Origin of the sequence: Bacillus sp. B1(2022), assembly GCF_040259625.1 — a bacterium.
GTDB lineage: Bacteria > Bacillota > Bacilli > Bacillales > Bacillaceae > Bacillus > Bacillus velezensis.
On record NZ_JANIFO010000008.1, the window covers coordinates 73,104 to 85,066 of the forward strand.

The window sequence follows — 11,963 nt, forward strand, 5'->3', positions numbered from 1 at the left end:
TCCTGCTAACAGTAAAATTTTAGCCCTTGATAACAGAACATACATTCGCATATAATCTGTCTCGAGGTGTTTACGATGATTAATGATAAAAGCATTTGGTCTTCAAAGTTTATACTCCCTGAATTACGAGAGGGATTCCAACGACTGGAGGACGAAAAACACAAGATTCAAAAACCCCTTCTTGATGCGCAATGTATTGAGGAGATGGAAATTACCGTGGCTCAGTCCATGGAAACGGGTTCTCCGCTTCTATTTGAGGTATATGACAATGGGTACATACATGAAATTAAGGGCTCGGTGCATTTTGTTGATCATGTTCGAAAAGAATTTCGTGTGAAGGGTAGCAGAAGTGAGACAAATTTAGTGCAGTTTCAGTCAATTGTAAGCGTAAAAAACACCCCTTCCGTTTAAGGAAAGGGTGTATTTCTAACTTAGGCTTTCTGAATTTTTTGTGGATTTGTCTATCCAATTGACAGCTATGTTCTGCCTGCAGCGTTTGCAGGAGGCGTTTACCTTCCCATTAGCCACCCCATTTTTTTCGTAACCGCAGTTTGGACACGTATATCGAGCCCCGCCTTTCGCAGCAGCGAAAAAAGGTAAGCTTAATATCAATAAGACTGCGCCAGCGAAAATTCCAATGATAGTCAGGCTCACAAGTAACGCGATGGCTAAAAGAAACAATCCAGCCAATAAACACAGGATCCTTCCAATCCCGAAACGAGGTTTTGTAACAGTGATTGTTTTGTATTCCACTTATTGTACCTCCGAAATTTGTTATTAAAAGTATACTACTCTGTTTATCTTGTACGCAACGCAGCACATAATAATCAAGATGAGGTGTTTCACATTGATTAAATTTGAGGATATAGTTACAGCCCATTCCGAAGTATTAGATAATTTTTTGTATGGAAATGGTTTTTCACAAGCTATTAACCGCGATTTTGGCTACACAGGGCTTTACGAAAAGATAAAGGCTGAATTAACTCCTGTGGATAGAGAACTGTTTGAAACTGTATTAGGCACTACAAATTTCGAAATGGTGCTTAATTCGCTCTTGAAAACAGAAGCGGTGAATAATGCATATCAAATATCGTCAGATCATCTGCAGAAGAGTTATCGTAATATTAAAAAACTGCTAATCCAAGCTGTAAAGGACATGCATCCGCCTTTTTGGGAAATAAATCATATTCAAGATAAAATAGCGTGGACTTTTCATATGTTTAGGCATAATATTTTCACCACAAATTATGATCTATTGACATATTGGGGCTGCGCTCCCATGTTCAAAGAATTAAGCGATGGCTTTAAGTGGCGGTCTATACAGGATCATACATTAATTTTTTCTGAAGAGGTATTTGAAAAGGCAAATAAACTGAGTGTATTTTACCTGCATGGAGCCCTTCATTTTTATGAAGAGTATGGCGACATTAAAAAAACTCCGTCCTCTGGCGACTTGTTAAAGGCAATAACAGAACAATTTGAAGAAGAGAAGTTCCCCTTATATGTTTCGGAGGGTAATTCCGATATGAAACTGACTCAAATAAAGCAAAATCCGTACCTTTCATATTGTTATAGAAGTTTAAAGCGTATTAACGGAGGCTTAACTATATTCGGTCAAGATCTCAATGAAGATTATGACAAGCATCTTATTAAAGCCATATCAGATTCAGAAGCGGAATACATTGCGTACGGTATTTACGAGACTGAACAAAATCCAGCAAAAGATATTAAGCATAAAATCGAAAAACTGTTCAGAACCACGGATAAAACATTACTCTTCTTCGAGTCTACAAGTTTTTTTGATTATGCAAGAAAAAAAGCAGATTCTGAATCACACCCGCTTTTAAAGAGAAAAGGAGATTTCCCTCACTTTATAACAGGCTAGCATTTAACTGCAGGTGCTCAAATCATATGGTAAAATCTTGTTATAAATCCATATGAAAGGATATGTTTTATGAAAGTTTTTGAAGCGAGTACAATACTTTCTGCCGCAAAAAAACGTGAACAGGATTATAAAGAGCTACGAAATCATATGCTCGAACTGAAAAAAGCTTTTCAGGGTGTCGCTGATCTTGGTTCTGATGAGTTTTCCGGAAAAGGCGCGGATAATATAAAGGCGTTTTTTCAAGATCATGCAGGAGTTACTGATCAGTGGCTCGATCTTATTGATATGAAAATCGCTTTCCTTTCCGGCATTCCTGCAGCCATTGAGGATGCAGGTCTTTCTGATTCATATGTTGAAGAGTCTTTCTTAGAACACGAACTGGCCCATGCCCGCTCAAAATCAAAATCCATAATTGACGAGCAGCGGAAAGAAATAAAAACCATACTCAATGAAATCAGTGATATTGTCTCCCTCGAGCCCTTTTCTACGCATGAAGTCGATCGGGAGTTGCTTGCCGCCGAAAAAGTCCAAACAGATACCATTCAAAACGTAAATGATCTGGACAGAGCGCTCACCTCAGAGTACGAAGCAACAGAAATAAATGAAGAGTTCATTGCTGCAGATTTCCAAGCTCTTTTTTCCGCCACAGGGAAAGGCAAAAACGCCACCCCGCTCAACTATAATGCCAAGGCTTACCGGGAAAGTGAAATCCATCAGATGCAAGCAGGATTACATAAGCAGTCATCCGAATATCTTTCGTTCAAAAAGCAGCAGGCTGAAGAGCGGAGAATCGCCAAGGAACAGGAAGAGCTTGCGAACAGGCCTTGGTACGAAAAAATGCGGAGTGTTGTTTATGATTTTACAGGAGAGGTTACCGGATATTACGATTATAAGCGGGCTGCAGATGGAGTTGATCCCGTAACAGGAGAAAAACTCACTGCCGGGCAGCGAGTGGCCGCTGGCGGAATGGCTGCTGCCGGCTACATTCCGATTGTTGGGTGGGCGGGCCGCATCTTTAAAGGCGGAAAAGCAGTCTATTCAACTGGAAAAGCGATATACACGGCTGATAAAGCCCTCGAAATTTATAAAACACCGAAAACATTTCAAACCCTTCAGCATTCTGAGAAAGGTTTATACGGACTTGCATCGGCAAATGGTTTCAGCGAAGCTGTAACCGGCCGGGATATATTCGGCAATAAGATTTCTGATGAAAGGCGGGAATCCGGCTTCCATCAGGCATTAGCTGCAATCGGTCCTATTGGTATGATTGGAACAGGAAAAATCTTAAAAGCAAACGCGGGTTCAGGAAAATCAAGAAACTTATACCGCGGAGATGATGACGTTTTTTCCACTAAAGCTCCTAATGGCGTTGTTAAGTCACACATTGATCCTAATTCAGGAAATTTGATTCCTGCAAATAAAAGCGGGATGTATAAAGGACGCCAGGTTACTGTTACAGAACATATTCTAGGAGGCTTCAGGGGCGCGGCAAAGTCCAACAGCCCCTATACCAGTTTCACCATAAATAAAAACATCATTACTAGCTACGGGGATCGTACAATAGAAGTAGACCTGCCGGCTCTTCGAAAAGCAATCCGCTCTGGTCAAGTAAAAGGTGTAGCCATACTCTCACCTAAACAAATCGAGCGGCTGATTAAAAATGATAAACACTCAGATTACTGGAAGAAACGAGCACTAAGCTGGACAAAAAGAGATACAGAATATTTAGTAAGAGGCGAAATACCGAGCGAGTTTTTAAAATTGCAATCTAAGGAGGGAAAATAAGTGTTCCTTTACTATAAAGATGAAAAGTTAGGAGAGATTCACGATGTCAGCGGTGAAGGCATGTGGATGTACGGTATACTCAGTCCATATGAAAATATCGAGGTCTTTCGCGGCCTTTTTAATGACCTTATTGACGAAAACGGTGATTTCGATGAAACGAAATACGATCAAGAGTGGTTAAACGATGAAAACTGGTTCGTTTCCGATAACGGTATTAAAAAGGGTATTATTGTTCCCGCTGTTTATCCTGACGGCGCTATTAATTGGAGACAGCGTTAACGTAAAAAACAGCCCCTCCCATATAGAGAGGGGTATTTCTTATTTTAACAGCGATTCAATTTTCACTTTCGTCTTCGGCCCGTAAATTCCGTCCGCAGTCAACCCATACATAGACTGGAATCGTTTGACCGCGTTTGCTGTTTTCGGTCCGTAATAGCCATCTATTCCGTTATTCTTCGCCCCTTTGTCCGGATAGTAATAAAGAGCCGCCAGAGCTGTCTGGATTTGTTTCACGGCCGTTCCCTTAGTTAAAGGGCTTGTCACTTTAAAAATGCCTGACGGCAGCGTGTAAGATGATTTCTTTTTGCCGTTTGTTGGAGAGCCTCCTGATCCAGTCAGCTTTAATACTTGGCCTACCTTGATAAAATTCGGGTTCTTGATGCCGTTCAGCTTTTGAAGAGTAGCCATGCTTATACCTTCATTTTGAGCGATTTCAGATAGCGTATCCCCTTTCTTAACGGTGTACGTCGATCCGCCGCCGGCCTTTGTTTCTGTCTTCGCAGGTGAAGACGATGCCCCGCTGATACCAGCTTTAAATGAGCTCCAGCGATCAAGCAGTTTACGTGGGCAGTACTTTCCGGACCAGTGTTGGTGAGGTACCACGTTTGCAAGTGAAATACCATGCTCCTTCATGAGCTTTTTGATCAGCCATTGAGCATTTGCCACAGCCTTTTCAAAATCCCCATCGCTATTCTCGCAAATTTCAATGCCGATAGATTTCCGGTTACCGGTTCCGCTGTTTCCGTCTCCCGCGTGCCAGCCGTTCTCATTTAATGGCAGATGTTGATATATCTCTTTCTCGTCAACTGTAAAATGCCAGCTGGTAGGTGTTTCTGGATTTTTCTCATAACGGGCGTGCATGGCTGCGTTTGCCCCTCTTGCCGTGTTCGCCGTGTTGTGTACTGTGATGTACGCCGGGTTCATTGCGTATCCCGGTCTGTTATTATGTCCTACTGGGATAAAGTCTCGAGTGATTTTTACCATGTTTTATCGTCTCCTTTTTTGAAAATAAAGAGAGGCTACCAAGTCGGCAGCCTCGTCATTTTGTTAGGTTGTGCTGTTTTAAAACGGCTTTTTGCTTACGTCCCTTTGTCGTTACGTAGTTGTTTTTAAACCAGGCAGCCACCGTTGTTCCAATCATAAAGATTAGAGAGCCTGAGGTGTAAAGCGCATCAGCAAGCTGATTCACTTGGTCCTCCGTAATATCTAAAGGTGACTTTCCAAACATCAACATAGTTTGGTTGATAAGCGCAATTAAAAGAAGCACCGTCCGGATGACAGTGCCTTTGTCCATGTTTTTCATAATTCAATTCCTCCTGAATGATAAGTTATCCGAAAATCTTTTCTACGATCAGGTACAGTATCCCGCCTGAAGAAACGACTCCAGAAATAGTAGTCCATTTCAGCTGCTTTAATTTCACATTGTTGTCTCGCTTGTGTTGCTTGTCTTCAAATGAGTACTGAATCATCCTATTCAGCATGCTTCGCTGCTCTCGGCCTTCACTTAGAACAGTATTTTCTATTTTTAGCATGCCGTTCTTCAGCTCTTCCTGCCCTTTTTCCAGTGCTACGATACGTTTTTCGTGGTCCTGCACTATGTGTTCCATTGCAAAGTCTTCACCATCCTTTCCAGGCTCTGACTTGCCCCCCTTTTTTCGATCAACCAACCTATTCACCTCCTTCAAGTAAATTGAAAAAGCTGTCTATTCATCGACAGGCGGGTTATCTGGATCATACGTGTCGCCCGTTATTTCCTTGTATTGTTCAGGCGTTATACGTCCTACACCTACCGTGTCGTGTACTTTCTTTTTCGTCCAGAGGCCGGAATCATACAAACCTTTAATTCTCGTAAACCAGTCCATTTCCATTTAAGCTCCCCCCATTGCGATAAGGTAATATAGATCAGCAATTTGCTTCCTTACTTCCTCGATCTCGCTAGGTGAAGGTGGATCCGGTTTAATGCTATCTTTATACTCATCCGTAGCAGCTTCCACCCAAGTGTTTTTCTTTTTATCAAAACGCGGAGTAATGATCTCTGGGTCCGGAACTACATCCGTGCTATTTGGTGGTAAAGTATCTGAGTCAATGTATTCTTCGCCAATGTACAGGAAGTTCTTGTCATAATATAAGACGTGCAACTTATTCGCCTCCTCTACCATAACGGGATTCCTTCATTAAAAGACACGCGTGTTACACTCGCAGAGTCAGTTGCTGAAAGTCCATCAAAGCGCAGCTCTCCATCTGTTGTTAAAGCAAACCGGGCATGTCCGTATGATCCAATTGTCGGAACCAGTAAATCGGAAACCTGAGTGGGCTTATAAGCGAATCTCGCTACTATCGTACCGGACGCCGGCAGCTTCCCAAAAGAGCCGCACAATTTCAACTCATTGTCGACTACAGAAAATTTAAAAGGAGCACCTGTGTATTGTTGTGCTCCATTAATTAAAGTGACATTGTTCCAGGTAGAGGACCAAGGCGAGTTCCATTTATCTTTATCAGCTTGAACAACATGTATGTCCCCCTTATTTGCGTGCGCATCCACCTTTTGCTGGGCTCCAGTCGACGTTTCTAGCGCAATCCAATCAGACCATGCCCCACTGACGAATGATTTGCGCCAGAGAGTACCGTCATTAGCTAAAGCTAATGCTTCGCCAGCAGTAGTCGAAGAATGCAAGTAGATACCGCGAGCGGGTTTTGGTGGCGTATTTAATCCGGTACTTGCGGTATAAAATGTGAACGTCTTATTTTGCCCAATTGCAGCTTTATGAAAATCAATTCCATCTGAAATATTGATTAAAACAGAACCGTCATCCTTAGTGAATTTCGAGAGCTGGGATCCATTCCACTTGTCTTTTTCAGCTTTTGTTACGTGAATATCAGTTTTATTTGCGTGGACATCAACTTTTGACTGCGCGCCGTCCACTGATTCGAACTCCCGCCAAGTCGTCCATGAATCGGATCCTGATACTTTATTACGCATAAATTTTCGGCGGCCTGAAGATGTCGAGTCGCTGCTACTATATGACGTATATTCCTGATATGCATACGTACCGTAGTTGTGAACGAACAGATAGCCGTTGTTATTTACTGGACCATTTAGCGCTGTTGTGACACTGCTCATGTAATAGAAGCCTGTATCCGTTACCGTGTTAAAGTCAACACCGCTTAGATACTTCGCTGCACCATTATCCTGCGTCAATTTGAAGAGCTGGCCTGCATCCCATTTTTCCTGTTTAGATTTGGTTACATGAACGTCTTCGTCATTAGAATGATTATTAAGATTTTCTTGAACAGCATCCGCCTTCTTCTGCGCCCCGTCTTTTGTTTCAATGTTATCAAGGTCTTCGAACTTTTTCCGAAGGTCGTCAATGGTCTCAATCATTTCATCATAAAGATCATTTATCTTCTGACGCAAAGCCTCGAAATCATCAATGTAATACTCTGCCAGCGGGACAATATCCATGTCTATTAAAGCTTTTTCAATCACAAATGAGAACTCGTGTACGGAAAGCGACTGACTGTTAGCATAATATAAATTCAGTTCTGCAGTTACTTCTCCAGCGTGCTTGATCTCATCTGCAGTAAATGTGTATTGGGCTACGCCTTCAAGTGGGTTCAACAGTTCAACGTCTTTAATAAAGCGGCTGCCGTTCGACATAATCATTACCAATTTCCCGCTCACTGCAGAAAGCGGTAACGGCACCCCGTCTTTTGTCAGGCGGAAGATTAGACGGGCCGTATCGATATCCTGTGTAGTGAATTGAATTCCGGTCTTGATTCTGGATTTTGTTCGTGCGTTAATTTCGAACGACAGTTCTGCATCGTTATGGATCAATCGGCTTCCCTCCTTAGTGTTGCGGTGAAACGAACATTTTAGCAATTCCATAACCCTTTTCAGGATCATACGGAGATTTCATTTTCATAACGATTCCGTATCCGCCGCTATCTGCTTTAGTGGCAACTCCGTTAACTGCTGCTACGCTGTCACCGATTGTTACAGTTTCATCCACCCGCACAAAGACTTGTCCAATTAGACCAATGACATGCCACTCGTCTCTCTCTTCCCGCGGCGTGTACTCGGCTTCTGGATCATAGTTCGGGTTCTCTACCGGAATTGTAATAACCTCATCGCCGTCAATAACTTCTCGATAAATAATGCCGCCGAATTCATCTCGGAGAAAACGGTCATTCCAATAGAAGGCAGCACCGCCGAGGACGATACCAGCAGTCTTTGAGACGACACCAAGTATTTTGTCGCCTTTTTCTGCTTTACGTATTTTGTCACCCTCTAAGGCCACAAGATGAGACGCCTCGATCTTGTTCCCGTCAGCTGATTCAAAATACTCCGCTAAGTCCTTTAAATTCGATACGCTTTCGATGGCACTTGTAGCTCGAACAGTCCCATCTTTAGCATTAATTTCGATTTTTTTATTCGCTTCTGACGCGCTACCGTCACCGTGACCCATTACAAGGCAATAAGATTTACTATTTTTTGTAGCCTTTGAAAACATAACACCTGCAGAAGCTCCGTCACCTACTGTATGGCAGTCATATGAAAACATAACACCATTTCGCGATCCTTCTGTAGAAGCTCCGCCCGCATTCCCGGCAATTAGGTTTCGATCACTTTTAGCATAAGCTGGGCCAGTGTTCGCGATAATCGCACTATATTTGGACAGTGGATGTCCGGATGATGCCGCCGTCCTGAAGCCTCCTTTGACGTTATTTGGAACAGTAGAATAATTCTGTCCAGCTAAAACAGCCGCTTGAGAATAGCCGTAAGCCCGAACTAATAGGATGTTAGTTTGAGTATTAGGCGACGTTATACCGGCCGTACCACTTGCGACATGCAAAATTCCATTTTCTAGGTTTACGTTATAAACACCGCCGCCTATTCCGATACCGTTTTGAGCGGAATCATGGATAACAAAATCCGAAATGAGAACATCGTCCGTTCTCTGATCACCGCCTGTTACGTGAATGTCGTATTCAGCCGTTCTAAATCCGCTCATTTGCAGATTCGTGATGCTTATTTTTCTACTCTTGTACTGTATCGCGATCATCGAACCGTTTTTGTAGTCGTACGTCGGATCCCCGAACGCTTTAAATCCGATAATCTGAACGCGTTGATAAGCTGATATGGATAGTGCCTTCGGTTCCAATCCTTTATACAGCGTATTGTGAATCGGTTCCCTCGATGTGCAATCCAGCAGTGTCACGTCACGCGCCTGATCACTCCAAGGATCATTTACAAGATGATGCCCAATGTGACGCAGGTCATATGAACGTACATCATGATAAGATGTGTGACCAGTGATATGAACGTCACTAGGGGCGGGCCATTCAGTGTGTGCTTTAACTTCAACACCGCGTACGTTTCCCTCGGTATAGTTATTAATCACCCACACATGCTTAGAGCCGTCGTCTACCTCAATCCCGTTTGAGTTTGATTCTCCTTCTTTATGCGCTTTCCCGCTGGGATTAACCATGACATTACGCGTTATAAAGACGTACTCACTATAATGTGTCGTGATTCCATCGTCTCCGTAACCGTACCCATCGCAATGATCAATCCATATATAACGGCACCCTTTTTCCGTATAATTTTCATCCTGGATGTTATATGTTGGTGAAGAGATGTCAAAACAATGCAGCCCTGGTCTGATCGCCTCTACATCACGAACAATACCAAACTTAACCTGAGCAAAAAGTAAACAACTAGAGCTCAGTCCCCCGGTTGCTCCTACGCCACCTTGACGGTCCGGATTCCAGTCGAGAGATACCCCTTCCACGACTATATTTCGGTTCCCCTTCACATGATCAGCATTCGTAACAACCCACTCGCTTGCAGGCGTATCCTCGTGAAGCTGCAGGATGGTAATCCCTTTCCCTTGCCCGATAAGGTAAGTCCATGACGGAAGCTTGATGCCCTTGACAACGTACTTGCCGGCCGATAAATTAAGCTGCACTTTACCGTTACCAATCGCCCTTTTAAACGCTTCTGAGCTATCTGTCTCGCCTGTAGGATCAGCTCCATAGTCGTCTACGTTAACGTTCCTTACTATTTTGCGAAGCAGCTTGTTGTATTCCTTGTCAAGCCGCTCTTTGAGCAGTGGCGCAATATTACCGTCGGCATCTACACGGGCATCTACAACTTCCTTTACATTGGTACCGTCTGCATTTAAAATGAGATTTTTTATGCGGTTGTATAAGCCATCGATATAATTACGCAAAGAAAAACCGCCGTGGTCGATTTGATCCGACGTGTGGGCGGTTTTTGCGTTTCTGTGATCTGCAAGGGAATTGCTGAGATCAGACATATCTGTTCCTATTTCTTCAATATTTTTGTTGTAGTCTTTAATATACTGCCGATCGAACCCGCTAGTTTTAGCTTTTTTGTACTGAAATTTCACCGTGAGATCACCCCCATTTAAATTGTTTTGAACTGGGTATTTATTGAAATGAAAACATTTGGATTTGCTGTGTTTGAGCAGCTTTCTATAAGTACGTCACCGTTAGTATTTATTCTAGTACGGTGCGTTTGCGGCGAACTCCCCGTGCCGGCAGAGCTGGCAACCCCACTATAAAAGTGAGGAATCGGAGGTCTAAAACCGGCTGGCAGGGTAAAAGCCGGTGCCGAGGCTCCTACAGTACCGCCGGCGATCGCTCCTCTTATAGACACGGTCCCAGTAATATCCTTCGAATATTGAATCGTGAAAACTCCATCCGATGATGTATACTGCTTCCAGCCGTTTTTAAGCTGCGGGGACATCCAAATAGCAACTGCCATTTTTCGCTCTAAAGCATCCGTGTATTCCCGGCTTGCTTGTAGAGCAGCATCTGCGGCTCCGGCTTTTTCTTTAGAGTTCCATACAGCTTTTTCATCCGCTGTAACATGAATATTTGAATTAGAGACGTGGCGGTCAAAGTCTGTTTTTAATACAAGTCCCGCCTTATTTAGGGCCGAATCTTTAATTTTACCTGTTGACTGATCAACGACTTTATCTACGGTTTTCTTTGTCGTATTGAAATCTGCAATAATATCTGATGCTTTCCTAGAGATTGAACCGAATGTAAATACTGGAGACTTCCTGTCATTTGAATAATCTTCAATAGACAAAACGCGCAGCTGTACATTAACGTCAAGCGGCTCAATTACACACCATAAACTATCTCCCTTATTCACATCGTGAAATCCCATGTTCTCCAGTTCAACAGCTGTGAACGTCAAAGAAATATCAAGGCTGTCGCCGAGCTTATTTTTCATCTCGGTTAAAAGCGAATCTTTATCTTTAAAACGTTCGTCTTTAACTGGTTCCGCATGCTTAATTCCATATACAGCAGCTAGCGGACTTGTATACTCTGCTTGTACTAAATATTTTCCCTTTTCATCTTGAGCCCCGTAACCGCGAATATAGGTTGCAAAATTACTTGTATCAATTTCTTTTTCCGGTTCGCTTACATTGAGCTTATGGTGCATAATCGGCGAATCTTTATAAGTCCCGATCTTTTTCGCAACAAAGATATGTTTCCCTGAATAATCAAATTCGGCCCCGAACTTCTCGAGTATGCTACGAAATAACGACAAAGTATTGTCCCATCCAAAGTTTTCTACCCTTACTGAGGTTTTGAGATTTGTATTATCCACCTCAAAAGTGTAGCCGCTCCCTTTGAAAGCAAACTTCAATAACTCTTCAATTCTAAACGTCCCGGATATTTCTTCATAAATCCGATAATTAATTAGGTCATCAAAAATCCGGTGTAAAGCAGTGGCCGTGACACCTTTTCCATTTTTATAGGTTTTTTCTTTGTAATTCTTGATAATATATTCTTCGTTTTTGTACCAGATAATGTTTTCGTTCTTCACATATCGGTATCCATGGCGATTTGTCTCTGTATAAAGTCCGGTAATCGATAACGACTTTTCGCCTTCCAATCCGTTACTTCTTGTTACTACAAAACCGGGGAGCGGCTCCGCTATGCCTGACAAATCCCTAACTGCTACGATCGCCAT

The 11,963-nt window shown here is 42.8% G+C and carries 13 protein-coding genes; 4 read left to right on the forward strand and 9 right to left on the reverse strand.

What is annotated here, in order from left to right; genetic code table 11:
• Window positions 1–75 precede the first annotated feature (75 nt).
• Window positions 76–411 carry a YolD-like family protein gene (locus NQS30_RS14665; RefSeq protein ID WP_218791251.1) on the forward strand — a complete coding sequence of 112 codons (336 nt, stop codon included), beginning with the start codon at window positions 76–78 and terminating at the stop codon, window positions 409–411.
• A gap of 15 nt (window positions 412–426) precedes the next feature.
• Here NQS30_RS14665 and NQS30_RS14670 read toward each other — a convergent pair whose 3' ends face one another.
• Window positions 427–753: a transposase zinc-binding domain-containing protein gene (locus tag NQS30_RS14670; RefSeq protein ID WP_218791252.1), complete on the reverse strand. Its 327-nt coding sequence runs from the start codon at window positions 751–753 to the stop codon at window positions 427–429.
• Window positions 754–847: 94 nt separating this feature from the next.
• On the opposite strand from NQS30_RS14670, the gene NQS30_RS14675 reads away from it, so the two are divergent.
• The 3 genes from NQS30_RS14675 to NQS30_RS14685 all read left to right on the forward strand — a co-directional run bounded on the left by NQS30_RS14675 (window position 848) and on the right by NQS30_RS14685 (window position 3,949).
• The gene (locus NQS30_RS14675; protein ID WP_218791253.1) at window positions 848–1,885 is read left to right on the forward strand and encodes a DUF4917 family protein; all 1,038 of its coding nucleotides are present in this window, start codon (window positions 848–850) and stop codon (window positions 1,883–1,885) included.
• 69 nt (window positions 1,886–1,954) lie between these two features.
• Entirely contained in the window at window positions 1,955–3,670 is a 1,716-nt protein-coding gene (locus tag NQS30_RS14680) for a ribonuclease YeeF family protein (protein ID WP_218791254.1), read from the forward strand.
• Window positions 3,671–3,949: a hypothetical protein gene (locus tag NQS30_RS14685; protein WP_218791255.1), complete on the forward strand. Its 279-nt coding sequence runs from the start codon at window positions 3,671–3,673 to the stop codon at window positions 3,947–3,949.
• A gap of 39 nt (window positions 3,950–3,988) precedes the next feature.
• Here the strand turns inward: NQS30_RS14685 and NQS30_RS14690 are convergent, their stop codons facing one another.
• The 8 genes from NQS30_RS14690 to NQS30_RS14725 form a co-directional block, all read right to left on the reverse strand.
• On the reverse strand, window positions 3,989–4,933 hold the full coding sequence (locus tag NQS30_RS14690) for an N-acetylmuramoyl-L-alanine amidase (protein WP_218791256.1): 945 nt from the start codon (window positions 4,931–4,933) through the stop codon (window positions 3,989–3,991).
• 55 nt (window positions 4,934–4,988) lie between these two features.
• Window positions 4,989–5,252 (reverse strand): phage holin, encoded by a 264-nt coding sequence (locus NQS30_RS14695; protein ID WP_218791257.1) that lies wholly within the window; start codon window positions 5,250–5,252, stop codon window positions 4,989–4,991.
• Window positions 5,253–5,277: 25 nt separating this feature from the next.
• Window positions 5,278–5,616, reverse strand: coding sequence for a hypothetical protein (locus tag NQS30_RS14700; protein WP_218791258.1), 339 nt, complete (start codon window positions 5,614–5,616; stop codon window positions 5,278–5,280).
• 36 nt (window positions 5,617–5,652) lie between these two features.
• Entirely contained in the window at window positions 5,653–5,817 is a 165-nt protein-coding gene (locus NQS30_RS14705) for an XkdX family protein (RefSeq protein ID WP_232603427.1), read from the reverse strand.
• On the reverse strand, window positions 5,818–6,087 hold the full coding sequence (locus NQS30_RS14710; protein WP_218791259.1) for a hypothetical protein: 270 nt from the start codon (window positions 6,085–6,087) through the stop codon (window positions 5,818–5,820).
• A gap of 14 nt (window positions 6,088–6,101) precedes the next feature.
• A complete protein-coding gene (locus tag NQS30_RS14715; RefSeq protein ID WP_232603428.1) occupies window positions 6,102–7,784 on the reverse strand; it encodes a BppU family phage baseplate upper protein in 1,683 nt (560 codons plus the stop codon).
• A 13-nt stretch (window positions 7,785–7,797) separates the two neighbouring features.
• Complete coding sequence (locus tag NQS30_RS14720; protein WP_218791821.1) at window positions 7,798–10,269, reverse strand: peptidase G2 autoproteolytic cleavage domain-containing protein; 2,472 nt, start codon at window positions 10,267–10,269, stop codon at window positions 7,798–7,800.
• Window positions 10,270–10,379: 110 nt separating this feature from the next.
• A complete protein-coding gene (locus NQS30_RS14725; protein WP_218791790.1) occupies window positions 10,380–11,963 on the reverse strand; it encodes a phage tail protein in 1,584 nt (527 codons plus the stop codon).

Coding starts and splice junctions, on each gene's coding strand:
- NQS30_RS14665 (WP_218791251.1), top strand. CDS start 76: ATGATTAATGATAAAAGCATTTGGTCTTCAAAGTTTATACTCCCTGAA.
- NQS30_RS14680 (WP_218791254.1), top strand. CDS start 1,955: ATGAAAGTTTTTGAAGCGAGTACAATACTTTCTGCCGCAAAAAAACGT.
- NQS30_RS14690 (WP_218791256.1), bottom strand. CDS start 4,933: ATGGTAAAAATCACTCGAGACTTTATCCCAGTAGGACATAATAACAGA.
- NQS30_RS14695 (WP_218791257.1), bottom strand. CDS start 5,252: ATGAAAAACATGGACAAAGGCACTGTCATCCGGACGGTGCTTCTTTTA.
- NQS30_RS14705 (WP_232603427.1), bottom strand. CDS start 5,817: ATGGAAATGGACTGGTTTACGAGAATTAAAGGTTTGTATGATTCCGGC.
- NQS30_RS14720 (WP_218791821.1), bottom strand. CDS start 10,269: ATGTCTGATCTCAGCAATTCCCTTGCAGATCACAGAAACGCAAAAACC.
- NQS30_RS14725 (WP_218791790.1), bottom strand. CDS start 11,963: ATGGCGATCGTAGCAGTTAGGGATTTGTCAGGCATAGCGGAGCCGCTC.